This is a genomic window from Pseudomonas sp. PDM14 (genome assembly GCF_014851905.1).
GTDB lineage: Bacteria > Pseudomonadota > Gammaproteobacteria > Pseudomonadales > Pseudomonadaceae > Aquipseudomonas.
Map to the genome: position 1 here is coordinate 1 of NZ_JACVAQ010000003.1, position 24,388 is coordinate 24,388.

The window sequence follows — 24,388 nt, forward strand, 5'->3', positions numbered from 1 at the left end:
TGAAACGACGCATCGCCGATGGTAGTGTGGGGCTTCCCCATGTGAGAGTAGGTCATCGTCAAGCTCCTATCCCCAAACCCCCAATCCGAGAAATCGGGTTGGGGGTTTGGCTTTGGGCGATGGAAAAATCTCAGCAGCTTCTGCCTAGGAAACTGGGCGACGCGCCGCTATGATGCCTGCCTCTTTTCGGGGTCAGTTCTGATGCAGAAAGTTTTGCAGATGCTCCAAGATGGTGAGTTCCACTCCGGCGAAGCCCTGGGGAGTGTCCTGGGTGTCAGTCGGGCAGCCGTCTGGAAACGTTTGCAACATATAGAGCGTGAGTTCGGCGTCCCCATATTCCGGGTTCCCGGGCGAGGGTACAGGCTGGAATCACCACTCTCCCTATTGAATTCAGATGCGATCAAGGCCGGTCTGGAGTCTCAGGGCTGGACTTCTTCCGTTCTGGACTCGGTTGACTCGACCAATGCCGAGGCCATGCGGCAAATTGCCTCGCAGCCGGAAGTGCTGCCTCTTGTCGTGTTGGCGGAGGTGCAGTCTGCTGGACGCGGACGTCGTGGGCGCACGTGGGTAAGCCCGTATGGTGAGAATCTCTATTACAGCCTGGGATTGAGCATTGATGGCGGCGATTTTCCGCTTGTTGGCCTGAGTCTTAGCGTGGGTCTTGCTGTTCACGCAGTTCTGCGTGATCTGGGGTGTGCCGATGTCGGGCTCAAGTGGCCCAACGACGTTCTCGCGGGCGGTCGAAAAATCGCGGGCATTCTCATCGAGATCGCGGGGGATCCGGCGGGATCCTGCCAGGTTGTCATCGGCATTGGTATTAACGTCAATATGCGGTCTGGCGAGGCAGAGATAGATCAACCTTGGACGTCGCTGCGTAATGACCGGGGTGTATTGATCGATCGCAGTGCGCTGGTGTTGAGCTTGAGCCGTCAGCTTGCGCGTTATCTCGATTTGCATTGTTGCGAAGGTTTTGCGGCGCTCCAGGGTGAGTGGGAGTCGGTGCATTTATGGCAGGGGGCTGCAGTTACTCTTGTTTCCGGTTTGCAGCGGATAGAGGGGCGTGTTCTCGGGATCGATAAGCAGGGTGCGTTGCGTCTCGATGTGATGGGAGAGGAGCGGCAGTTCAGTGGTGGCGAGTTGAGCCTGAGGTTGCGCAATGATTCTTGAGTTGGACTGCGGCAATAGTCTGATCAAATGGCGAGTGCTCCGCGCTGGCGGCAATGTTCTGGCGGGAGGTGTTGTCGACTCCGCGGCGGAATTGCTGGAGGTTGTTATCTCCGTGGGGGATTGTCAGCTGCATGCATGCCGACTGGTGAGCGTGCGCAGCGAGGCTGAAACGAATGAGCTTATTGCAAGCATCGGGCATGCTTTTGCCATTCCGGTGTCTGCGGCCTCTCCGGCGGGCGAGCTCGGAGGTGTGCGCAATGGCTATGAAGAGCCGCAGCGCCTCGGGCTAGATCGCTGGTTGGCGCTTGTCGGTGCCTATCAGTTGTCTCCCGGTAATTGCCTGGTTCTTGATCTCGGCACGGCAGTAACGTCTGATTTTGTTACCGCTACTGGCGATCACCTCGGAGGGTATATCTGTCCAGGAGTGCCTCTGATGCGTAATCAGCTGCGCACCCATACTCGCCGGATTCGTTACGACGATGCTGCGGCAGAGCAGGCCCAGACTACCCTGGCTCCAGGCCGGTCTACAGTCGAGGCGGTCGAGCGGGGTTGTTCGCTGATGTTGCGTGGTTTCGTGCTGACCCAATTGGACGTTGCGCGAGTACATTGGGGCGAGGATTTTGCGGTCTATCTGACGGGTGGTGATGCGTCGCTTGTCAGTGAAATGTTGCCCCAGGCACATCTGGTTTCCGATCTGGTTTTTGTCGGGTTGGCGCTTGCCTGCCCTTTGTCCTGAGGCTCGCTCATGCGCTGGTTGTTTCTGCTTCTGCTGGTTCTGAACCTCTTCTATTACGTCTGGCATCAGCAGCAGGCTCCATTACGCGCCAAAGAGGTGGAGCCCATGGCGCAGTATCGTGGCGCGCAGCAGGACATTCGTCTCCTTAGTGAGTCGGGCAGGGAGGGTGTGCGGCGTGAGGTGCCGGATGCCGCTGTCTCGGCAGCGACGGAGACATGCTTGTTTCTCGGCAGCTTTCAGCAGGACTCCGCGGCGCGGGAGGTCGAGCAGCGGCTGATGTCTCTGGATATCGGCGCCGAGGTTAAGGCTGTTGATGCGGCGGCGGGCCTGGATTACTGGGTCTATCTTGCGCCGCTGGCCTCTCGCCAGGCATCGCTTCGCCAGCTCAAGGAGCTGCAGGCGCGCAAGATCGATAGCTACATCATTACTCAGGGGGATCTGGCCAACGGCATTTCGCTTGGCATCTTCCCGCGTAGTGATTCTGCGCAAAGTGTCATGCAGCGTTTGCGGGATGCCGGATACGAGCCGCTGCTGCGTGAGTTGACGCGGGCGCAGCGCAGTTTCTGGGTGCGTATTGCGCCGCAGAGTCGGCGATTGGCCGATGATGTTCTGCTTCAACAATTGGCTTCGGACTTCAAGAATCTGCAGCATCAATTAATGCCGTGCGAAGGCGTTGCAACTGACCGTTAGTTTGCATAGAATGGCGGCCGCTTTGCGGGGGAGGCTCCGCAGGGTTGCTGTCAAATAGCGCTAACCTCAAGTTTTTAATGAGGAATTGCTTGACAGTAGGGTGGCATGCAATGACAATGCCGCCTCGTTTTGGAGGGGTTCCCGAGCGGCCAAAGGGATCAGACTGTAAATCTGACGTCATCGACTTCGAAGGTTCGAATCCTTCCCCCTCCACCAGATTAAGCGTGAGCTGCAAGCTCCGCGGGCATAGTTCAGTGGTAGAACCTCAGCCTTCCAAGCTGATGATGCGGGTTCGATTCCCGCTGCCCGCTCCAGTTTGTTGTTTGTGCAAACGTGTTTCGCTCATGTAGCTCAGCTGGTAGAGCACACCCTTGGTAAGGGTGAGGTCAGCGGTTCAAATCCGCTCATGAGCTCCACTTTAACAAAGGCAGATATGCAGATATCTGCCTTTGTTTTAATGGCGGCGTGACTCGCTCAAATATTTGATGGGAGACGGTCAAGATGGCTAAAGAAAAGTTCGAACGTAACAAACCGCACGTCAACGTAGGCACCATCGGTCACGTTGACCACGGTAAAACCACTCTGACCGCTGCTCTGACCCGCGTTTGCTCCGAAGTGTTCGGTAGCGCCCGTGTCGACTTCGACAAGATCGATAGCGCCCCGGAAGAAAAAGCTCGCGGTATCACCATCAACACCGCGCACGTAGAGTACGACTCCTCTGTTCGTCACTACGCGCACGTTGACTGCCCGGGTCACGCTGACTATGTGAAGAACATGATCACTGGTGCTGCCCAGATGGACGGCGCGATCCTGGTTTGCTCCGCTGCTGACGGCCCGATGCCGCAGACTCGCGAGCACATCCTGCTGTCCCGTCAGGTAGGTGTTCCGTACATCGTTGTCTTCCTGAACAAGGCTGACATGGTTGACGACGCCGAGCTGCTGGAGCTGGTCGAGATGGAAGTTCGTGACCTGCTGTCCACCTACGACTTCCCGGGCGACGACACTCCGATCATTATCGGTTCCGCTCTGATGGCTCTGAACGGCCAAGACGACAACGAAATGGGCACCAGCGCTGTGAAGAAGCTGGTTGAAACTCTGGATAGCTACATTCCAGAGCCGGTTCGTGCCATCGATAAGCCGTTCCTGATGCCGATCGAAGACGTTTTCTCGATCTCCGGACGCGGTACTGTAGTTACCGGTCGTGTAGAGCGCGGTATCGTCAAGATCCAGGAAGAAATCGAAATCGTTGGTCTGCGTGACACCACCAAGACCACCTGCACCGGCGTTGAAATGTTCCGCAAGCTGCTCGACGAAGGTCGTGCTGGCGAGAACTGCGGTGTACTGCTGCGCGGCACCAAGCGTGACGACGTAGAGCGTGGTCAGGTTCTGGCCAAGCCGGGCACCATCAAGCCGCACACCAAGTTCGAAGCTGAAGTGTACGTTCTGTCCAAAGAAGAAGGTGGTCGTCACACTCCGTTCTTCAAAGGCTACCGTCCGCAGTTCTACTTCCGTACCACTGACGTGACCGGTTCGTGCGAACTGCCGGAAGGCGTTGAGATGGTAATGCCGGGCGACAACGTGAAAATGGTTGTCACCCTGATCAAGCCGATCGCCATGGAAGACGGCCTGCGTTTCGCGATTCGCGAAGGCGGCCGTACCGTTGGTGCCGGCGTGGTTGCCAAGATCGTCGAGTAATCGGTTGATCTGACTCAGTCAGGCCGGCATAATGGTCGGCCTGACTTCGTTTTAGGCCAGTAGCTCAATTGGCAGAGCGGCGGTCTCCAAAACCGCAGGTTGGGGGTTCGATTCCCTCCTGGCCTGCCAGATTCCTGATAATGCGGATCTGGCATTTCTTTGATTACAGGGTTTTCTCATGAATGCCAAAGCTGAAGCTAAAGACTCACGCTTTGACCTGCTGAAGTGGCTGGTTGTTGTCGCTCTAGTGGTCGCAGGTGTGGTCGGCAATCAGTATTTTTCGGCTGAACCTCTCCTGTATCGCGTGCTGGTCCTGTTGGCGCTTGCGGCTGTAGCCGGTTTTGTAGCGCTGCAGACCTCAAAGGGTCAAGCCTTCTTCGGTCTGGCCAAAGAGGCTCGCACCGAAATTCGCAAGGTTGTATGGCCAACTCGCCAGGAAACAATGCAGACCACGCTGATCGTGGTTGCCGTGGTTCTGGTGATGGCGCTGGTTCTGTGGGGGCTGGATTCCCTGCTGGGCTGGCTTGTTTCGTTGATTGTCGGTTAAGGGTGTCCCGTGGCTAAGCGTTGGTACGTTGTGCATGCTTACTCGGGTTACGAGAAGCATGTCATGCGCTCGCTGATCGAGCGCGTGAAGCTGGCTGGCATGGAAGAAGAGTTTGGCGAGATTCTGGTCCCCACCGAAGAAGTGGTGGAGATGCGTAACGGCCAGAAGCGCAAGAGTGAGCGCAAGTTTTTCCCGGGCTATGTCCTGGTTCAGATGGAAATGAGCGAGGCGACTTGGCACCTGATCAAGAACACGCCGCGCGTCATGGGCTTCATCGGCGGTACCGCTGACAAGCCTGCGCCCATCACTGAAAAAGAAGCGGATGCCATTCTGCGTCGCGTCGCCGATAGCGGTGATAAGCCGAAGCCGAAGACACTGTTCGAGCCGGGCGAGACTGTTCGAGTAATCGACGGCCCGTTTGCCGACTTCAACGGTGTGGTCGAAGAGGTCAACTACGAAAAGAGCCGGATCCACGTGGCCGTGCTTATTTTTGGTCGCTCCACGCCGGTGGAGCTGGAGTTCAGTCAGGTCGAGAAGGCGTAACTGGACAATGCATCCCATACCCCACAGCCGTTGGCTGTGGGGTTTTTTCGTCACTGGGATAAAGGCGTTATCAACCGGGGAGCCAAATTGGCGCTAGAACCCGTAACTGGAGTAGCTCATGGCTAAGAAGATTACCGCTTATATCAAGCTGCAAGTGAAGGCCGGTCAGGCCAACCCGTCGCCGCCCGTTGGTCCTGCACTGGGTCAGCATGGCGTGAACATCATGGAGTTCTGCAAAGCTTTCAACGCCCGTACTCAGGGTATGGAAGCCGGTCTGCCGACTCCAGTGATCATCACTGTATACAGCGACCGCAGCTTCACGTTCGAAACCAAAAGCACCCCGGCTTCGGTTCTGCTGAAGAAGGCTGCCGGCCTGACCAGCGGTTCCGCTCGTCCGAACACCGTCAAAGTGGGCACCGTTACCCGTGCTCAGCTGGAAGAGATCGCCAAGACCAAGGCGGCCGATCTGACTGCAGCTGACCTGGATGCGGCCGTGCGTACCATCGCCGGCTCCGCGCGTAGCATGGGCCTCAACGTGGAGGGTGTGTAATGGCTAAGCTGACCAAGCGCCAAAAGGCTATCGCCGAGAAAATCGAAGCGGGCAAGCAGTACGGCTTCGAAGATGCCGCCAAGCTGCTGGCTGAGCTGTCTGCCGTCAAGTTCACCGAATCGTTCGATATCGCCATCAACCTGGGTGTTGATCCGCGTAAATCCGACCAGGTTGTTCGTGGCGCTACCGTTCTGCCGAACGGCACTGGCAAGACCGTTCGCGTTGCCGTGTTCACCCAGGGCCCGGGCGCTGAAGCTGCTCTGGCTGCTGGTGCCGACAAGGTCGGTATGGACGAACTGGCTGCCGAAATGAAGGCCGGCGACCTGAACTACGATGTCGTCATCGCCTCCCCGGACGCCATGCGCGTCGTCGGCCAGCTGGGCCAGATCCTCGGTCCGCGCGGCCTGATGCCTAACCCGAAGGTCGGCACCGTGACTCCGGACGTGGCCACTGCCGTGAAGAACGCCAAGGCGGGTCAAGTGCGCTTCCGTACTGACAAGAACGGCATCATCCACACCTCCGTTGGCAAGGTCGGCTTCGAAGCTGTCCAGCTGAAGCAGAACGTGGAAGCCCTGCTGTCGGACCTCAAGCGTCTGAAGCCGTCGACCTCGAAAGGCATCTACGTCAAGCGCGTGACCCTGAGTACCACCATGGGTCCAGGCCTGGTCATCGACCAAGCATCGCTCGACGCGTAAGTGATTGGGTCGGCGGAGCGATCCGTCGACCTGGAAAAGATTGGGGTCCCTGCCTGGCGGGGGCTATCCAAGACCGTAGGCGGCGCAAGCCTTAAACCCGGAGAGCGATCTCTACAAGCCTACGCAGATGGTGCTCCCGGTTCCTTACCGAATCAGACACCAAAACGACATCCGGCCTCGGCTGGATGAAACGGTAACAAGCAGGAGTTTTACCCGTGGCAATTAAACTCGAAGACAAGAAGGCCATCGTCGCTGAAGTCAACGAGGCTGCCAAAGCTGCCCTGTCCGCTGTTGTGGCTGATGCCCGCGGCGTGACGGTAGGCGCTATGACCGGACTCCGTAAAGAGGCTCGTGAAGCTGGTGTGTACGTACGTGTCGTGCGTAACACCCTGCTCAAGCGCGCCGTTGCCGACACTGAATACAGTGTCCTCAACGACTCGTTCACCGGCCCGACCTTGATCGCTTTCTCCAATGAACACCCGGGCGCTGCTGCTCGTCTGTTCAAAGAGTTCGCGAAAGGTAACGACAAGTTCGAGATCAAGGCAGCTGCGTTCGAGGGCAAGTTCCTCGCAGCAAACCAGATCGACGTGTTGGCTTCGCTGCCAACTCGCGACGAAGCTATTGCACGACTGATGAGCGTTATTCAAGGCGCTACCAGCAAGCTGGCTCGTACTCTGGCGGCCGTTCGCGACCAGAAAGAAGCTGCCGCTGCCTAAGGCCGCGTAAGCACTTTCAAAATCACATGTTTAATTTGATGGCTGCGTAAGCTGTCACCCCAATACAGGAATTTATAGTCATGTCTCTGACTAACGAGCAAATCATCGAAGCCATCGGCCAGAAAACCGTTCTGGAAGTTGTTGAGCTGATCAAAGCGATGGAAGAAACCTTCGGCGTTACCGCTGCTGTTGCCGCTGCTGGCCCGGCTGCTGCCGCCGCTGTTGTCGAAGAGCAAACCGAGTTCAACGTTGTTCTGGTCGAAGCCGGCGAGAAGAAAGTCAACGTGATCAAGGCTGTTCGCGAGCTGACCGGTCTGGGTCTGAAAGAAGCCAAAGAGAAAGTCGACACCGCTCCTCAGGTCATCTCCGAAGGCCTGACCAAGGACGCTGCCGAAGACGCCAAGAAGAAGCTGGAAGAAGCTGGCGCCAAAGTCGAGCTCAAGTAAGCGACGACCTTGCGTCTACAGCCCGCGCGTTAAGCAACAGGCTGATGGCTGGTGGCAATTGCCACCGGCCTTTTTCCGTTATGGGCAGATGCCGCAAGGCTGCTGTCCATGGCGCGAAAATCCCGCCCTTGGGGCGGCGCAAACCACGGGGTTTGCACGATTTTCTGGCTGCTCCCGCCGGGTGTAGCCAAACAAGCAGGTGACCAAGCTGGGGAACGCTGATGGCTTACTCATACACTGAGAAAAAACGTATCCGCAAGGACTTTAGCAAGTTGCCGGATGTGATGGATGTGCCTTATCTCCTGGCCATCCAGCTGGATTCGTACCGCGAATTCCTGCAGCAAGGAGTGAGCAAGGAGCAGTTCCGCGACGTTGGCCTGCATGCGGCCTTCAAGTCCGTATTCCCGATCATCAGCTACTCCGGCAACGCCGCTCTGGAGTATGTCGGCTATCGCCTGGGCGAGCCGGCATTCGACGTCAAAGAGTGCGTGCTGCGTGGCGTGACCTTCGCCGTTCCGCTGCGGGTCAAAGTCCGTCTGATCATCTTCGACAAAGAGTCGTCGAACAAAGCGATCAAGGACATCAAGGAACAAGAAGTCTACATGGGCGAAATTCCGCTCATGACCGAGAACGGTACCTTCATCATCAACGGTACCGAGCGCGTCATCGTTTCCCAGCTGCACCGCTCGCCTGGCGTGTTCTTCGATCATGACCGCGGCAAGACTCACAGCTCGGGCAAACTGCTGTACTCGGCGCGCATCATTCCTTACCGCGGCTCCTGGCTGGACTTCGAGTTCGATCCGAAGGACGCCGTATTCGTACGTATCGACCGTCGCCGCAAACTGCCGGCCTCTGTCCTGCTGCGCGCGCTGGGCTACAGCACCGAAGAAGTGCTGGACGCCTTCTATGCGACCAACGTTTTCCACGTGAAGGGCGAGACCCTGAGTCTGGAGCTGGTACCGCAGCGTCTGCGTGGTGAAATCGCCGCGTTCGACATCAAGGACGAGAAAGGCAAGGTCATCGTTGAGCAAGGTCGCCGCATCACCGCGCGCCACATCAACCAGATCGACAAGGCCGGCATCAAGGAGCTGGAAGTTCCGCTCGACTACGTCCTGGGCCGTACCACCGCCAAGGCGATCGTGCACCCGGCCACCGGCGAGATCGTTGCCGAGTGCAATACCGAGCTGAACACCGACATTCTGGCGAAGATCGTCAAGGCACAGGTCGTCCGCATCGAGACCCTGTACACCAACGACATCGACTGCGGTCCGTTCATCTCCGACACCCTGAAGATCGACTCCACCAGCAACCAACTGGAAGCGCTGGTCGAGATCTATCGCATGATGCGTCCTGGCGAGCCGCCAACCAAGGATGCTGCCGAGACCCTGTTCAACAACCTGTTCTTCAGCGCCGAGCGTTACGACCTGTCCGCCGTCGGCCGCATGAAGTTCAACCGTCGTATCGGTCGTACCGAGATCGAAGGTTCGGGCGTGCTGAGCAAGGAAGACATCGTCGCGGTCCTCAAGACCCTGGTCGATATCCGTAACGGCAAAGGCATCGTCGACGACATCGACCACCTGGGTAACCGTCGCGTGCGTTGCGTCGGCGAGATGGCCGAGAACCAGTTCCGCGTTGGCCTGGTGCGTGTAGAGCGCGCGGTCAAAGAGCGTCTGTCGATGGCTGAAAGCGAAGGCCTGATGCCGCAAGACCTGATCAACGCCAAGCCGGTTGCGGCCGCGGTGAAGGAGTTCTTCGGTTCCAGCCAGCTCTCGCAGTTCATGGACCAGAACAACCCGCTCTCCGAGATCACCCACAAGCGCCGCGTCTCCGCACTCGGCCCAGGTGGTCTGACCCGTGAGCGCGCCGGCTTCGAAGTCCGCGACGTACACCCGACCCACTACGGCCGCGTGTGCCCGATCGAGACCCCTGAAGGTCCGAACATCGGCCTGATCAACTCCCTGGCGGCCTATGCCCGCACCAATCAGTACGGCTTCCTGGAAAGCCCGTACCGTGTGGTGAAGGCTGGTCTGGTGACCGACGAGATCGTGTTCCTCTCCGCCATCGAAGAGGCCGATCACGTTATTGCCCAGGCATCGGCGACCATGAGCGACAAAGGCATGCTGGTCGATGAACTGGTTGCCGTGCGTCACCTCAACGAGTTCACCGTCAAGGCGCCGGAAGACGTCACCCTGATGGACGTGTCGCCGAAGCAGGTCGTTTCCGTCGCTGCCTCGCTGATCCCGTTCCTCGAGCACGACGACGCCAACCGTGCACTCATGGGTTCCAACATGCAGCGTCAGGCTGTGCCAACCCTGCGCGCCGACAAGCCGCTGGTAGGTACCGGCATGGAGCGCAACGTTGCCCGTGACTCCGGCGTCTGCGTCGTGGCCCGTCGCGGCGGCGTGATCGACTCCGTCGATGCCAGCCGTATCGTGGTTCGCGTCAATGATGACGAAGTCGAAACCGGTGAAGCCGGTGTCGACATCTACAACCTGACCAAATACACCCGCTCGAACCAGAACACCTGCATCAACCAGCGTCCGCTGGTGAGCAAGGGTGACAAGGTTTCGCGCAGCGACATCCTGGCCGACGGCCCGTCCACCGACATGGGTGAGCTGGCACTGGGTCAGAACATGCGCGTGGCGTTCATGCCGTGGAACGGCTTCAACTTCGAAGACTCCATCTGCCTGTCCGAGCGCGTGGTCCAGGAAGATCGTTTCACCACGATCCACATCCAGGAACTGACCTGCGTTGCCCGTGACACCAAGCTTGGCCCAGAGGAAATCACCGCGGACATCCCGAACGTGGGTGAAGCTGCGCTGAACAAGCTGGACGAAGCCGGTATCGTCTACGTAGGCGCCGAAGTCGGCGCTGGCGACATCCTGGTCGGCAAGGTCACCCCGAAAGGCGAGACCCAGCTGACCCCGGAAGAGAAGCTGCTGCGCGCGATCTTCGGTGAGAAGGCCAGCGACGTGAAAGACACCTCCCTGCGCGTGCCGACCGGCACCAAGGGTACCGTCATCGACGTCCAGGTCTTCACCCGTGACGGCGTGGAGCGCGATTCGCGCGCCCTGTCGATCGAGAAGAGCCAACTCGACGAGATCCGCAAGGACCTCAACGAAGAGTTCCGCATCGTCGAAGGCGCGACCTTCGAGCGTCTGCGTTCGGCTCTGGTCGGCGCCAAGGCCGAAGGCGGCACTGGCCTGAAGAAAGGCACCGCGATCACCGACGAGTACCTCGACGGTCTGGAGCGTGGCCAGTGGTTCAAGCTGCGCATGGCCGACGACGCCCTGAACGAGCAACTGGAAAAGGCCCAGGCCTACATTTCCGACCGCCGTCAGCTGCTCGACGACAAGTTCGAAGACAAGAAGCGCAAGCTGCAGCAAGGCGACGACCTGGCGCCGGGCGTACTGAAGATCGTCAAGGTCTACCTGGCGATCAAGCGTCGCATCCAGCCGGGCGACAAGATGGCCGGTCGTCACGGTAACAAGGGTGTGGTCTCCGTGATCATGCCGGTCGAAGACATGCCGCACGATGCCAATGGCACCCCGGTCGACATCGTCCTCAACCCGCTGGGCGTACCGTCGCGTATGAACGTCGGTCAGATCCTCGAAACCCACCTGGGCCTCGCGGCCAAGGGCCTGGGCGAGAAGATCAACCGCATGCTCGAAGAGCAGCGCAAGGTCGCCGAGCTGCGCAAGTTTATGCAGCAGATCTACAACGAGATCGGTGGTCGTCAGGAAAGCCTCGACGAGTTGTCCGATATCGAGATCCTGGATCTGGCGAAGAACCTGCGTGGCGGTGTGCCGATGGCCACCCCGGTATTCGACGGTGCCAAGGAAAGCGAAATCAAGGCCATGCTGAAGCTGGCGGATCTGCCGGAAAGCGGCCAGATGCGTCTGACCGACGGCCGTACCGGTAACCAGTTCGAGCGTCCGACCACCGTCGGCTACATGTACATGCTCAAACTGAACCACCTGGTAGACGACAAGATGCACGCGCGTTCCACCGGTTCCTACAGCCTGGTTACCCAGCAGCCGCTGGGTGGTAAGGCGCAGTTCGGTGGTCAGCGTTTCGGGGAGATGGAGGTCTGGGCGCTGGAAGCCTATGGCGCCGCCTACACCCTGCAGGAAATGCTGACCGTGAAGTCGGACGACGTGAACGGCCGGACCAAGATGTACAAGAACATCGTGGACGGCGATCACCGCATGGAGGCCGGTATGCCCGAGTCCTTCAACGTGTTGATCAAAGAGATCCGCTCGCTCGGTATCGACATCGAACTGGAAACCGAATAACACGCACCGCCTATGCGGCACCCGGCCAAGGCCGGGTTGCCGCTGGTCCGTGAGGAGGAAAGGCCTTGAAAGACTTGCTGAATCTGTTGAAAAACCAGAATCAGGTTGAAGAGTTCGATGCGATCCGTATCGGTCTGGCTTCGCCTGAAATGATCCGTTCCTGGTCTTTCGGTGAAGTGAAAAAACCGGAAACCATCAACTACCGTACCTTCAAGCCTGAGCGTGATGGCCTGTTCTGCGCCAAGATCTTTGGCCCGGTCAAGGACTACGAGTGCCTGTGCGGTAAGTACAAACGCCTGAAGCACCGCGGCGTGATCTGCGAGAAGTGCGGCGTCGAAGTCGCCCTGGCTAAGGTTCGTCGTGAGCGCATGGCGCACATCGAACTGGCTTCGCCGGTCGCCCACATCTGGTTCCTGAAGTCCCTGCCGAGCCGTATCGGCCTGCTGCTGGACATGACCCTGCGTGACATCGAACGCGTGCTCTATTTCGAGAGCTACGTGGTGATCGACCCAGGCATGACCACCCTCGAGAAGGGTCAACTGCTGAACGACGAGCAGTACTTCGAAGCCCTCGAAGAGTTCGGTGATGACTTCGACGCGCGCATGGGCGCCGAAGCCGTTCGCGAGCTGCTCAACGCGATCGACCTGGATCACGAGATCGGCCGCCTGCGCGAAGAGATTCCGCAGACCAACTCCGAAACCAAGATCAAGAAGCTGTCCAAGCGCCTGAAGCTGATGGAAGCCTTCAAGGATTCCGGCAACCATCCGGAGTGGATGGTCCTGACCGTTCTGCCGGTTCTGCCGCCGGACCTGCGTCCGCTGGTTCCGCTGGATGGTGGCCGCTTCGCGACCTCGGATCTCAACGATCTGTATCGCCGCGTGATCAACCGTAACAACCGTCTGAAGCGCCTGCTCGATCTGTCGGCGCCGGACATCATCGTGCGCAACGAAAAGCGCATGCTGCAGGAAGCGGTCGACGCCCTGCTCGACAACGGCCGTCGCGGTCGCGCCATCACTGGCTCGAACAAGCGTCCGCTGAAGTCGCTGGCCGACATGATCAAAGGTAAGCAAGGTCGCTTCCGTCAGAACCTGCTCGGTAAGCGCGTGGACTACTCCGGTCGTTCGGTTATTACCGTTGGCCCGACCCTGCGCCTGCACCAGTGCGGTCTGCCGAAGAAGATGGCCCTCGAGCTGTTCAAGCCGTTCATTTTCGGCAAGCTCGAAGCGCGTGGCATGGCCACAACCATCAAGGCTGCGAAGAAGATGGTCGAGCGCGAGCTGCCCGAGGTTTGGGACGTTCTCGCCGAAGTCATCCGCGAACACCCCGTGCTGCTCAACCGCGCACCGACCCTGCACCGTCTGGGTATCCAGGCGTTCGAACCGGTTCTGATCGAAGGTAAAGCCATCCAGCTGCACCCGCTGGTCTGCGCCGCGTACAACGCCGACTTTGACGGTGACCAGATGGCCGTCCACGTTCCGCTGACCCTCGAGGCCCAGCTGGAAGCGCGCGCGCTGATGATGTCGACCAACAACATCCTCTCGCCTGCCAACGGTGAGCCGATCATCGTGCCGTCGCAGGACGTGGTACTGGGTCTGTACTACATGACCCGTGATGCCGTTAACGCCAAGGGCGAAGGTCGCGTATTCGCCGACCTGCAGGAAGTCGACCGCGTGTTCCGCGCCGGCGAAGCCTCGCTGCACGCTCGCGTGAAAGTGCGCATCAACGAAGTCATCAAGGACCGTGACGGCAGCATCACCAAGAACACCCGCATCGTCGACACCACTGTCGGCCGCGCGCTGCTGTTCCAGATCGTTCCGGCTGGCCTGTCGTATGACGTGGTCAACCAGTCGATGAAGAAGAAGGCGATCTCCAAGCTGATCAACCAGTGCTACCGCACAGTAGGTCTGAAGGACACCGTGATCTTCGCCGACCAGCTGATGTACACCGGTTTCGCCTACTCGACCATCTCCGGTGTGTCGATCGGCGTGAACGACTTCGTCATCCCGGATGAGAAGGCGCGCATCATCGACGCCGCCACCGAGGAAGTGAAGGAAATCGAATCGCAGTACGCCTCCGGCCTGGTTACCCAGGGCGAGAAGTACAACAAGGTGATCGACCTCTGGTCCAAGGCCAACGACGAAGTGTCGAAAGCGATGATGAGCAACCTCTCGAAAGAGAAGGTCATCGACCGCGAAGGCAAGGAAGTCGATCAGGAGTCCTTCAACTCCATGTACATGATGGCGGACTCCGGTGCTCGTGGTAGCGCCGCGCAGATTCGTCAGCTGGCCGGTATGCGTGGTCTGATGGCCAAGCCGGACGGCTCCATCATCGAGACGCCGATCACCGCGAACTTCCGTGAAGGCCTGAACGTACTCCAGTACTTCATCTCCACGCACGGTGCGCGTAAAGGTCTGGCGGATACCGCACTGAAGACCGCGAACTCCGGTTACCTGACTCGTCGCCTGGTCGACGTGGCGCAGGATCTGGTGGTGACCGAAGTCGACTGCGGCACCGAACACGGCCTGCTGATGACTCCGCACATCGAAGGCGGCGACGTGGTCGAGCCGCTCGGTGAGCGTGTTCTGGGTCGCGTCATTGCCAAGGACGTGCCGAAGCCGGGCAGCGATGAAATCATCGTTCCGGCCGGTACCCTGGTCGACGAGCAGTGGGTCGAGTTCATCGAGCGCAACAGCATCGACGAAGTGATCGTGCGTTCGCCGATCAGCTGCGAAACCCGCTTCGGTATCTGCGCCAAGTGCTACGGTCGCGATCTGGCCCGTGGTCACCAGGTGAACATCGGTGAGGCGGTTGGCGTTATCGCTGCCCAGTCGATCGGTGAGCCGGGTACCCAGCTGACCATGCGTACGTTCCACATCGGTGGTGCGGCAAGTCGTACTTCGGCTGCCGACAGCGTCCAGGTGAAGAACGGTGGTGCGATCCGTCTGCACAACCTGAAGCACGTCGAGCGTCTGGACGGTAACCTGGTAGCGGTTTCCCGCTCCGGCGAGCTGGCCGTGGCCGACGAGTTCGGTCGTGAGCGCGAGCGCTACAAGCTGCCGTACGGTGCCGTGATTTCCGTGAAGGAAGGTGACAAGGTCGAAGCTGGCGCCATCGTCGCCAAGTGGGATCCGCACACCCACCCGATCGTGACCGAAATGAAGGGTACCGTGACCTTCGTCGGCATGGAGGAGGGCATCACCATCAAGCGCCAGACCGACGAACTGACCGGTCTGACCAACATCGAAGTCCTCGATCCGAAAGATCGTCCGGCGGCTGGCAAGGACATTCGTCCGGCGATCAAGATGGTCGACGGCAATGGCAAGGAGCTGCTGCTGCCAGGTACCGACGTACCGGCTCAGTACTTCCTGCCAGCGAACGCCCTGGTCGGTGTGGCTGACGGTGCGCAGATCGGTGTCGGTGACGTTATCGCCCGTATCCCGCAGGAAACCTCGAAGACTCGCGACATCACCGGTGGTCTGCCGCGCGTTGCCGACCTGTTCGAAGCGCGTCGTCCGAAGGAAGCCTCGATCCTGGCTGAAATCAGCGGCACCATCGCCTTCGGCAAGGAGACCAAAGGCAAGCGCCGTCTGGTCATTACCCCGACCGATGGCAGCGATCCGTACGAAGAGCTGATTCCGAAGTGGCGTCACCTGAACGTCTTCGAAGGCGAACAAGTGAATCGCGGCGAAGTCATCTCCGACGGTCCGAGCGATCCGCACGACATCCTGCGTCTGCTGGGTGTCAGCGCGCTGGCCAAGTACATCGTCAACGAGATCCAGGACGTTTACCGTCTGCAAGGCGTGAAGATCAACGACAAGCACATCGAGACCATCCTGCGTCAGATGCTGCGTAAAGTTGAGATCACCGAGTCCGGCGATTCCAGCTTCATCAAGGGCGACCAGATGGAACTGACTCACGTACTGGGCGAGAACGAGCGCCTGGGTACCGAAGACAAGTTCGTCTCCAAGTTCGACCGCGTGCTGCTGGGTATCACCAAGGCGTCGCTGTCCACCGAATCGTTCATCTCGGCGGCCTCCTTCCAGGAGACCACCCGCGTACTGACCGAAGCGGCCGTGACCGGCAAGCGCGACTACCTGCGCGGCCTGAAAGAGAACGTGGTGGTGGGTCGTCTGATCCCTGCAGGTACCGGTCTGGCCTACCACAGCGAGCGCAAGCGTCGCCGTGATCAGGACAAGCCAGTGCGTGTAAGCGCCAGTGAAGTGGAAGCCGCGCTGACCGAGGCGTTGAATTCCAGCAATTGAGTGCGAGGCCCCGGGCGATTCGTCACCCGGGGCTTTGCCTTGACGGTGGGTGAGAGTCTCTTTAGACTCATGCACCCCTAAATTTGGCAGGGCACATGCTCTGCCAATTTTTTGCTTTTGTTGAAAAATAGCGTCGAAAGACAACAGTGGAGCTAGTAGATGGCAACTATCAACCAGCTGGTACGTCAGCCGCGTAAGCGTATCGTCGAGAAATCCGACGTGCCTGCGCTGCAGAACTGCCCGCAGCGTCGTGGCGTGTGCACTCGTGTGTACACCACCACGCCGAAGAAACCGAACTCCGCACTGCGTAAAGTGTGCCGTGTTCGTCTGACCAACGGTTTTGAAGTCACCTCCTACATCGGTGGTGAAGGTCACAACCTGCAAGAGCACAGCGTCGTGCTGATCCGTGGCGGTCGTGTAAAAGACCTTCCGGGTGTGCGCTACCACACTGTTCGCGGTTCGCTGGACACCACTGGTGTCAAAGACCGTAAGCAGGGTCGCTCGAAGTACGGTACCAAGCGTCCGAAGTAATTCGGTTCGCCATTTTTCTTTTTGTTGAGTCGATAAGAGTAAGGTCGGGCGTAACCGAATGGTTATGGTCCCGGGCTAACCTGAAGACCGTTTGAGGGCTTATCATGCCAAGACGTCGTGTAGCAGCTAAGCGTGAGATTCTGGACGATCCGAAATACGGAAGCCTGATTCTCGCCAAATTCATGAACCACGTGATGGAAAGCGGCAAGAAAGCAGTCGCCGAGCGCATCGTTTACGGTGCCCTGGAAACTGTCAAAGCGCGCAAGAACAGCGATCCCCTGGAGATCTTCGAGAAAGCTCTCGACGCCATCGCTCCGCTGGTCGAAGTGAAGTCCCGCCGTGTAGGCGGTGCGACTTACCAGGTTCCGGTCGAAGTTCGCCCATCCCGTCGTAACGCCCTGGCCATGCGCTGGCTGGTGGACTACGCCCGCAAGCGCGGTGAGAAGTCCATGGCTCTGCGCCTTGCTGGCGAGCTCCTGGATGCTGCCGAAGGCAAAGGTGCTGCAGTTAAGAAGCGTGAAGACGTACACCGTATGGCTGAGGCCAACAAGGCCTTCTCGCACTACCGCTTCTAATTTCAGTGCTTCTAAATTTGCGAGGGCTTTATGGCTCGTACTACACCGATTAATCGCTACCGTAACATCGGTATCGTGGCTCACGTGGATGCTGGTAAAACCACTACCACCGAGCGCGTCCTTTTTTACACCGGCAAAAGCCACAAAATGGGCGAGGTGCATGATGGCGCCGCGACCACAGACTGGATGGTGCAGGAGCAGGAGCGTGGTATTACCATCACTTCCGCTGCTATCACCGCCTTCTGGAAGGGCTCCGAGAAGCAGTACAAGGACGAGCACCGCTTCAACGTCATCGATACCCCCGGTCACGTGGACTTCACTATCGAAGTAGAGCGCTCCCTGCGCGTACTCGACGGCGCTGTCGTGGTGTTCTGTGGTACCTCGGGCGTTGAGCCGCAGTCGGAAACCGTATGGCGTCAGGCCAACAAATACGGCGTCCCGCGTCTTGTTTACGTAAACAAGATGGACCGTGCTGGTGCAGACTTCCTGCGCGTGATCAGTCAGATCAAGCAGCGCCTGGGTCACACCCCGGTTCCAATCCAGCTGGCTATCGGTTCCGAAGACAACTTCCAGGGTCAGATCGATCTGATCAACATGCAGGCTGTTTACTGGAACGATGGCGACAAGGGCATGGTTCCTGTTCGCAAGGAAATCCCTGCTGAGTTGCTGGCAGACGCCGAGAAGTGGCGCAGCAACATGGTAGAGGCTGCTGCCGAAGCCAACGAAGAGCTGATGAACAAGTACCTCGAGGGTGAAGAGCTCACCATCGAAGAAATCAAGCTCGCTCTGCGTCAGCGCACTATTGCTGGTGAGATCGTTCTGGCTGTCTGCGGTTCTTCCTTCAAGAACAAGGGTGTTCCCCTGGTTCTCGACGCCGTTATCGACTTCCTGCCTGCTCCGACCGACATTCCCGCTATCAAGGGTTCCAACCCGGATAACGAGGACGAGGAAATGGAGCGTCATGCAAGTGACGACGAGCCTTTCGCGGCTCTGGCGTTCAAGATCGCTACCGACCCATTCGTGGGTACCCTGACCTTCGTCCGTGTTTACTCGGGCGTTCTGGCCTCCGGCGACGGTGTGGTCAACTCGGTCAAGGGCAAAAAAGAGCGCGTGGGTCGTATGGTGCAAATGCACGCCAACGCCCGCGAAGAGATCAAGGAAGTGCGCGCTGGTGACATCGCGGCCTTGATCGGCATGAAGGACGTCACCACTGGTGAGACTTTGTGCAACGCTGACAAGCCGATCATTCTGGTTCGCATGGACTTCCCGGAGCCGGTTATTTCGGTTGCCGTAGAGCCTAAGACCAAGGACGACCAGGAAAAAATGGGTATCGCTCTGGGCAAGCTTGCTCAGGAAGACCCGTCTTTCCGCGTCAAGACCGATGAAGAGACTGGCCAGACCATCATCTCCGGTATGGGCGAGTTGCACCTGGACATCCTGGTCGACCGCATGCGCCGTGAGTTCAACGTCGAAGCCAACATCGGTAAGCCTCAGGTTTCCTATCGTGAGCGCATCACGAAGAACTGCGAAATCGAAGGCAAGTTCGTTCGTCAGTCCGGTGGTCGTGGTCAGTTCGGTCACTGCTGGGTTCGCTTCGCACCTGCTGATGAAGGTCAGGAAGGTCTGCAGTTCGTCAACGAAGTGGTAGGTGGTGTTATTCCGAAGGAATACATCCCGGCGATCCAGAAGGGTATCGAAGAGCAGATGAAGAACGGCGTCGTTGCCGGTTATCCGCTGATCGGCCTGAAGGCTACCGTTTTCGACGGCTCCTACCACGATGTCGACTCCAACGAGATGGCGTTCAAGGTGGCTGCTTCCATGGCGACCAAGCAACTGGCCCAGAAGGGCGGTGGTGAGTTGCTTGAGCCGATCATGGCGGTAGAGGTCGTTACTCCTGAGGACTATATGGGTGACGTGATGGGCGACCTTAACCGCCGTCGCGGCATGATCTTGGGTATGGAAGACACGGTCTCCGGCAAAGTAATTCGCGCCGAAGTTCCGCTGGGCGAGATGTTCGGTTACGCGACCGATGTCCGCTCCATGTCCCAGGGTCGCGCGAGCTACTCTATGGAATTCAAGAAATACAACACAGCTCCGTCGCATATCGTCGAGTCTGTAACCAAAAAACAAGGCTAATCCAGCCCTTTAGGCAAGAGGTTCACTGTCGTGGCTAAAGAAAAGTTCGAACGTAACAAACCGCACGTCAACGTAGGCACCATCGGTCACGTTGACCACGGTAAAACCACTCTGACCGCTGCTCTGACCCGCGTTTGCTCCGAAGTATTCGGTAGCGCCCGTGTCGACTTCGACAAGATCGATAGCGCCCCGGAAGAAAAAGCTCGCGGTATCACCATCAACACCGCTCACGTAGAGTACGACTCCTCTGTTCGTCACTACGCGCACGTTGACTGCCCGGGTCACGCTGACTATGTGAAGAACATGATCACTGGTGCTGCCCAGATGGACGGCGCGATCCTGGTTTGCTCCGCTGCTGACGGCCCGATGCCGCAGACTCGCGAGCACATCCTGCTGTCCCGTCAGGTAGGTGTTCCGTACATCGTTGTCTTCCTGAACAAGGCTGACATGGTTGACGACGCCGAGCTGCTGGAACTGGTCGAGATGGAAGTTCGTGACCTGCTGTCCACCTACGACTTCCCGGGCGACGACACTCCGATCATCATCGGTTCCGCTCTGATGGCTCTGAACGGCCAAGACGACAACGAAATGGGCACCAGCGCTGTGAAGAAGCTGGTTGAAACTCTGGATAGCTACATTCCAGAGCCGGTTCGTGCCATCGATAAGCCGTTCCTGATGCCGATTGAAGACGTTTTCTCGATCTCCGGCCGCGGTACTGTAGTTACCGGTCGTGTAGAGCGCGGTATCGTCAAGATCCAGGAAGAAATCGAAATCGTTGGTCTGCGTGACACCACCAAGACCACCTGCACCGGCGTTGAAATGTTCCGCAAGCTGCTCGACGAAGGTCGTGCTGGCGAGAACTGCGGTGTACTGCTGCGCGGCACCAAGCGTGACGACGTAGAGCGTGGTCAGGTTCTGGCCAAGCCGGGCACCATCAAGCCGCACACCAAGTTCGAAGCTGAAGTGTACGTTCTGTCCAAAGAAGAGGGTGGTCGTCACACTCCGTTCTTCAAAGGCTACCGTCCGCAGTTCTACTTCCGTACCACTGACGTGACCGGTTCGTGCGAACTGCCGGAAGGCGTTGAGATGGTAATGCCGGGCGACAACGTGAAAATGGTTGTCACCCTGATCAAGCCGATCGCCATGGAAGACGGCCTGCGTTTCGCGATTCGCGAAGGCGGCCGTACCGTTGGCGCCGGCGTGGTTGCCAAGATCGTCGAGTAATCGAAGATCGCGTTAAAAGAAAAGGCCCTTCGGGGCCTTTTCTGTTTTCTGGTGTGGGCGTTGACACTCCCTGGGTGCATCCGTACAATCACGCCTCCTTTTAACGGGCGTAGTCCGTCCGTTGGGGATAGCAGAGATAGAGTCTGAGGTCAAAATGCAAAACCAACAAATCCGTATTCGGTTGAAGGCTTTTGACCATCGCCTGATCGATCAATCCACCCAGGAAATCGTGGAAACCGCGAAACGTACTGGTGCTCAGGTGCGTGGTCCTATTCCTCTGCCTACTCGCAAGGAGCGTTTCACTGTACTGGTCTCTCCGCACGTCAACAAAGACGCGCGCGATCAGTATGAGATTCGCACTCATAAGCGTGTTCTGGACATCGTCCAGCCGACGGATAAAACCGTTGACGCGCTGATGAAGCTTGATCTTGCGGCTGGCGTGGAAGTGCAGATCAGCCTCGGCTAAAACCTTGGGGTTTTAGTCGTGTAACGCTCTGAAATGGGCGGCCATAGCGGGTGAAAGCCCCGTACACTCATGAGGTTACAACATGACTATTGGTGTAGTCGGTCGTAAGTGCGGCATGACCCGCATTTTCACCGAAGAAGGTGTCTCCATTCCGGTTACGGTCATTGAGATCGAGCCGAATCGCGTCACTCAATTCAAAAATGAAGAAAGCGACGGCTATCGCGCTGTGCAGGTTACCGTTGGTGAGCGTCGTGCTTCCCGCGTAACCAAGGCTCAGGCTGGCCACTTTGCCAAGGCAAATGTCGCTGCTGGTCGCGGTGTCTGGGAATTCCGTCTTGAAGAAGGCGAATACCAGGCTGGCGATCAGATCACCGCAGAGTTGTTCCAGGCTGGTCAGCTGGTGGATGTCACTGGCGAATCCAAGGGTAAAGGCTACGCCGGTACCATCAAGCGCTGGAACTTCCGTGGCCAAGACAACACTCACGGTAACTCCGTCTCTCACCGCGCCCCGGGCTCCATCGGCCAGTGCCAGACTCCTGGTCGTGTATTCAAGGGCAAAAAAATGTCCGGTCATATGGGCGCTGAGCGCGTGACCGTGCAGTCCCTGGAAGTTGTGCGCGTCGACGCTGAACGCAATCTGCTGCTCGTCAAGGGTGCCGTTCCTGGCGCTACTGGCGGCAACCTGGTTGTGCGTCCGGCTGCCAAGGCTCGCGGTTAAGGGGAGATGCTGAGATGCAATTGAATGTAAATAACGCTCAGGCGATCGAAGTCTCCGAAGCAACCTTCGGTAGCGAGTACAACGAGACTCTGGTTCACCAGGCCGTTGTCGCTTACATGGCTGGCGGCCGTCAGGGCAGCAAGCAGCAGAAGACCCGTTCCGACGTGTCCGGTGGCGGTAAGCGCCCGTGGCGTCAGAAAGGTACTGGTCGTGCTCGTGCCGGTACTACTCGTGGTCCGATCTGGCGTGGCGGTGGTGTGACCTTCGCTGCTCGCCCGCAGAACCATGATCAGAAGCTCAACAAGAAGATGTATCGCGCCGCTCTGCGCTCGATCCTCTCCGAGCTGGTGCGTCTGGATCGTCTGGTTGTCGTGGAAGATTTCGCTGTTGATGCACCGAAAACCAAGGTTCTCCTGGACAAGCTGACTGGCATGGGTCTGAACGACGTTCTGATCGTGTCCGAGGCTGTCGATCAGAATCTGTACCTGGCTGCGCGCAACCTGCCGCACGTCGACGTACGTGACGTTCAGGGTTCCGACCCGGTCAGCCTGATCGCCTACGACAAGGTGTTGATCACCGTGTCCGCCGTGAAGAAATTCGAGGAGCTGCTGGGATGAACCAGGAACGCGTATTCAAAGTGCTGGTTGGCCCGCATATCTCCGAGAAAGCCACCGTGCTGGCAGATGGCAAGAGCCAATTCGTTTTCAAGGTTGCTACTGATGCAACCAAGCTGGAAATCAAGAAGGCCGTCGAAAGCCTGTTCAGCGTGAAAGTTGCCGCCGTCAACACCCTGAATGTTCAGGGCAAGACCAAGCGCACTGCTCGCGGTCTGGGCAAGCGTAACGACTGGAAGAAGGCGTACATCGCTCTTCAGCCGGGCCAGGATCTCGATTTCACTACCAGCAGTGCTGAGTAAGGTAGGGGTGCATCATGGCAATCGTTAAATGCAAACCGACTTCCGCAGGCCGCCGTTTCGTGGTCAAGGTGGTCAATCAGGAGCTGCACAAAGGCGCTCCTTATGCTCCGCTGCTCGAGAAGAAGTCGAAGACTGGCGGCCGTAACAACAACGGTCGTATCACCACTCGTCACATCGGTGGTGGTCACAAGCAGCATTACCGTCTGGTCGACTTCCGTCGCAACAAGGATGGCATTCCAGCCATCGTTGAGCGCGTGGAATATGACCCGAACCGTACCGCGCACATCGCTCTGCTGAAATATGCCGATGGTGAGCGTCGTTACATCATCGCTCCAAAAGGCGTGAGCGCTGGCGACCAGCTGATCTCTGGTGCTGCTGCACCGATCAAAGCTGGCAACAGCCTGCCGCTGCGTAACATTCCGCTGGGTTCGACCATTCATGGTGTCGAGCTGAAGCCGGGCAAAGGTGCTCAGATCGCTCGTTCCGCTGGTGCTTCGGCTCAGCTGGTCGCTCGTGAAGGCGCTTACGTGACCCTGCGTCTGCGTTCCGGCGAAATGCGTAAAGTGCTGGCCGAATGCCGCGCGACCCTGGGCGAGGTCTCGAACTCCGAGCACAGCCTGCGTTCGCTGGGTAAAGCTGGTGCCAAACGTTGGCGTGGTGTTCGCCCGACCGTTCGCGGCGTGGCGATGAACCCGGTAGACCACCCACATGGTGGTGGTGAAGGTCGTACCTCTGGTGGCCGTCATCCGGTGTCTCCATGGGGCTTCCCGACTAAGGGCGCGAAGACTCGTGGTAACAAACGCACCGACAACATGATCGTCCGTCGTCGCAAGTAACTAGAGGGATACGACAGTGCCGCGTTCTCTGAAAAAAGGTCCTTTTATCGATCTTCACCTACTGAAGAAGGTCGAAGTGGCGGTGGAAAAGAACGATCGCAAGCCGGTTAAAACCTGGTCGCGCCGTTCCATGATCCTGCCGCAAATGGTCGGTCTGACCATTGCTGTGCATAACGGTCGTCAACATGTCCCGGTTTTGATTAACGAAGACATGGTCGGCCATAAACTCGGCGAGTTCGCTGGTACCCGCACTTATCGTGGGCACGTGGCGGACAAGAAAGCCAAGCGTTAAGGGGTAGGGAAATGGAAGTAGCCGCTAAGTTGTCGGGCGCTCGCATCTCCGCCCAGAAAGCCCGCTTGGTCGCCGACCAGATCCGCGGGAAGAAGGTGGGCGAAGCGCTCAACCTCCTGGCTTTCAGCAGTAAGAAAGCCGCCGAGATCATCAAGAAAGTGCTGGAGTCGGCCGTAGCCAACGCCGAGCACAACGAAGGCGCAGACGTTGATGACCTGAAGGTCAGCACCGTTTTCGTCAACGAAGGGCGTTCGCTGAAGCGCATCATGCCGCGTGCCAAAGGCCGCGCTGATCGCATCGTCAAGCGGTCTTGCCATATCACTGTCAAGGTTGCGGACAAGTAACGGAGTCG

At 58.3% G+C, this 24,388-nt stretch carries 23 protein-coding genes and 4 tRNA genes; all 27 read left to right on the plus strand.

The genetic code is table 11. The features are described 5' to 3' along the window. Positions 1–201: 201 nt before the first annotated feature. The 27 genes from birA to rplV all read left to right on the plus strand — a co-directional run bounded on the left by birA (position 202) and on the right by rplV (position 24,380). Positions 202–1,167: a bifunctional biotin--[acetyl-CoA-carboxylase] ligase/biotin operon repressor BirA gene (gene birA / locus IB229_RS19595; RefSeq protein WP_192331635.1), complete on the plus strand. Its 966-nt coding sequence runs from the start codon at positions 202–204 to the stop codon at positions 1,165–1,167. Further along, positions 1,157–1,903, plus strand: a complete 747-nt coding sequence (locus tag IB229_RS19600; protein WP_192331636.1) for a pantothenate kinase — start codon at positions 1,157–1,159, stop codon at positions 1,901–1,903. The genes birA and IB229_RS19600 overlap by 11 nt, the downstream gene beginning before the upstream one ends. Before the next feature lie 9 nt (positions 1,904–1,912). Continuing rightward, positions 1,913–2,593 carry an SPOR domain-containing protein gene (locus IB229_RS19605; RefSeq protein ID WP_192331637.1) on the plus strand — a complete coding sequence of 227 codons (681 nt, stop codon included), beginning with the start codon at positions 1,913–1,915 and terminating at the stop codon, positions 2,591–2,593. Between the two features lie 131 nt (positions 2,594–2,724). Beyond that, a tRNA-Tyr gene (locus IB229_RS19610) sits at positions 2,725–2,809 on the plus strand. Positions 2,810–2,833: 24 nt separating this feature from the next. Continuing rightward, positions 2,834–2,907 (plus strand) — tRNA-Gly (locus tag IB229_RS19615). Positions 2,908–2,933: 26 nt separating this feature from the next. Continuing rightward, positions 2,934–3,009 (plus strand) — tRNA-Thr (locus IB229_RS19620). Positions 3,010–3,094: 85 nt separating this feature from the next. Continuing rightward, positions 3,095–4,288 carry an elongation factor Tu gene (gene tuf / locus IB229_RS19625; RefSeq protein ID WP_192331638.1) on the plus strand — a complete coding sequence of 398 codons (1,194 nt, stop codon included), beginning with the start codon at positions 3,095–3,097 and terminating at the stop codon, positions 4,286–4,288. A 53-nt stretch (positions 4,289–4,341) separates the two neighbouring features. Beyond that, positions 4,342–4,417: transfer RNA gene (locus IB229_RS19630), tRNA-Trp, on the plus strand. A 49-nt stretch (positions 4,418–4,466) separates the two neighbouring features. Next, positions 4,467–4,835 (plus strand): preprotein translocase subunit SecE, encoded by a 369-nt coding sequence (secE, locus tag IB229_RS19635; protein WP_192331639.1) that lies wholly within the window; start codon positions 4,467–4,469, stop codon positions 4,833–4,835. Between the two features lie 9 nt (positions 4,836–4,844). After that, the gene (gene nusG, locus IB229_RS19640; RefSeq protein ID WP_192331640.1) at positions 4,845–5,378 is read left to right on the plus strand and encodes a transcription termination/antitermination protein NusG; all 534 of its coding nucleotides are present in this window, start codon (positions 4,845–4,847) and stop codon (positions 5,376–5,378) included. 118 nt (positions 5,379–5,496) lie between these two features. Next, the gene (rplK, locus tag IB229_RS19645; RefSeq protein WP_192331641.1) at positions 5,497–5,928 is read left to right on the plus strand and encodes a 50S ribosomal protein L11; all 432 of its coding nucleotides are present in this window, start codon (positions 5,497–5,499) and stop codon (positions 5,926–5,928) included. Then, positions 5,928–6,623, plus strand: coding sequence for a 50S ribosomal protein L1 (gene rplA / locus IB229_RS19650; RefSeq protein ID WP_192331642.1), 696 nt, complete (start codon positions 5,928–5,930; stop codon positions 6,621–6,623). Before rplK ends, rplA begins: the two co-directional genes overlap by 1 nt. Positions 6,624–6,838: 215 nt before the next feature. Beyond that, entirely contained in the window at positions 6,839–7,339 is a 501-nt protein-coding gene (gene rplJ / locus IB229_RS19655; protein WP_192331643.1) for a 50S ribosomal protein L10, read from the plus strand. Between the two features lie 80 nt (positions 7,340–7,419). After that, entirely contained in the window at positions 7,420–7,785 is a 366-nt protein-coding gene (gene rplL / locus IB229_RS19660; RefSeq protein WP_192331644.1) for a 50S ribosomal protein L7/L12, read from the plus strand. 221 nt (positions 7,786–8,006) lie between these two features. Further along, on the plus strand, positions 8,007–12,080 hold the full coding sequence (rpoB, locus tag IB229_RS19665; RefSeq protein ID WP_192331645.1) for a DNA-directed RNA polymerase subunit beta: 4,074 nt from the start codon (positions 8,007–8,009) through the stop codon (positions 12,078–12,080). Positions 12,081–12,145: 65 nt separating this feature from the next. Continuing rightward, positions 12,146–16,342: a DNA-directed RNA polymerase subunit beta' gene (gene rpoC, locus IB229_RS19670; RefSeq protein ID WP_192331646.1), complete on the plus strand. Its 4,197-nt coding sequence runs from the start codon at positions 12,146–12,148 to the stop codon at positions 16,340–16,342. A 159-nt stretch (positions 16,343–16,501) separates the two neighbouring features. Then, on the plus strand, positions 16,502–16,873 hold the full coding sequence (gene rpsL / locus IB229_RS19675) for a 30S ribosomal protein S12 (RefSeq protein ID WP_021217014.1): 372 nt from the start codon (positions 16,502–16,504) through the stop codon (positions 16,871–16,873). 104 nt (positions 16,874–16,977) lie between these two features. Then, positions 16,978–17,448, plus strand: coding sequence for a 30S ribosomal protein S7 (gene rpsG / locus IB229_RS19680; protein WP_173203028.1), 471 nt, complete (start codon positions 16,978–16,980; stop codon positions 17,446–17,448). Positions 17,449–17,478: 30 nt separating this feature from the next. After that, positions 17,479–19,584, plus strand: a complete 2,106-nt coding sequence (fusA, locus tag IB229_RS19685) for an elongation factor G (protein WP_192331647.1) — start codon at positions 17,479–17,481, stop codon at positions 19,582–19,584. 30 nt (positions 19,585–19,614) lie between these two features. Then, positions 19,615–20,808 carry an elongation factor Tu gene (tuf, locus tag IB229_RS19690; RefSeq protein ID WP_192331638.1) on the plus strand — a complete coding sequence of 398 codons (1,194 nt, stop codon included), beginning with the start codon at positions 19,615–19,617 and terminating at the stop codon, positions 20,806–20,808. Positions 20,809–20,962: 154 nt separating this feature from the next. Beyond that, the gene (gene rpsJ, locus IB229_RS19695; RefSeq protein ID WP_003186070.1) at positions 20,963–21,274 is read left to right on the plus strand and encodes a 30S ribosomal protein S10; all 312 of its coding nucleotides are present in this window, start codon (positions 20,963–20,965) and stop codon (positions 21,272–21,274) included. An 82-nt stretch (positions 21,275–21,356) separates the two neighbouring features. Continuing rightward, entirely contained in the window at positions 21,357–21,992 is a 636-nt protein-coding gene (rplC, locus tag IB229_RS19700) for a 50S ribosomal protein L3 (protein ID WP_192331648.1), read from the plus strand. A 14-nt stretch (positions 21,993–22,006) separates the two neighbouring features. Further along, the gene (gene rplD, locus IB229_RS19705) at positions 22,007–22,609 is read left to right on the plus strand and encodes a 50S ribosomal protein L4 (protein ID WP_192331649.1); all 603 of its coding nucleotides are present in this window, start codon (positions 22,007–22,009) and stop codon (positions 22,607–22,609) included. Continuing rightward, complete coding sequence (gene rplW, locus IB229_RS19710) at positions 22,606–22,908, plus strand: 50S ribosomal protein L23 (protein ID WP_192331650.1); 303 nt, start codon at positions 22,606–22,608, stop codon at positions 22,906–22,908. Before rplD ends, rplW begins: the two co-directional genes overlap by 4 nt. Positions 22,909–22,922: 14 nt before the next feature. After that, positions 22,923–23,744: a 50S ribosomal protein L2 gene (gene rplB / locus IB229_RS19715; protein WP_192331651.1), complete on the plus strand. Its 822-nt coding sequence runs from the start codon at positions 22,923–22,925 to the stop codon at positions 23,742–23,744. Positions 23,745–23,760: 16 nt separating this feature from the next. Further along, positions 23,761–24,036 (plus strand): 30S ribosomal protein S19, encoded by a 276-nt coding sequence (rpsS, locus tag IB229_RS19720; RefSeq protein WP_119892015.1) that lies wholly within the window; start codon positions 23,761–23,763, stop codon positions 24,034–24,036. 11 nt (positions 24,037–24,047) lie between these two features. Continuing rightward, positions 24,048–24,380 (plus strand): 50S ribosomal protein L22, encoded by a 333-nt coding sequence (gene rplV, locus IB229_RS19725; RefSeq protein WP_003210077.1) that lies wholly within the window; start codon positions 24,048–24,050, stop codon positions 24,378–24,380. Positions 24,381–24,388 lie beyond the last annotated feature (8 nt).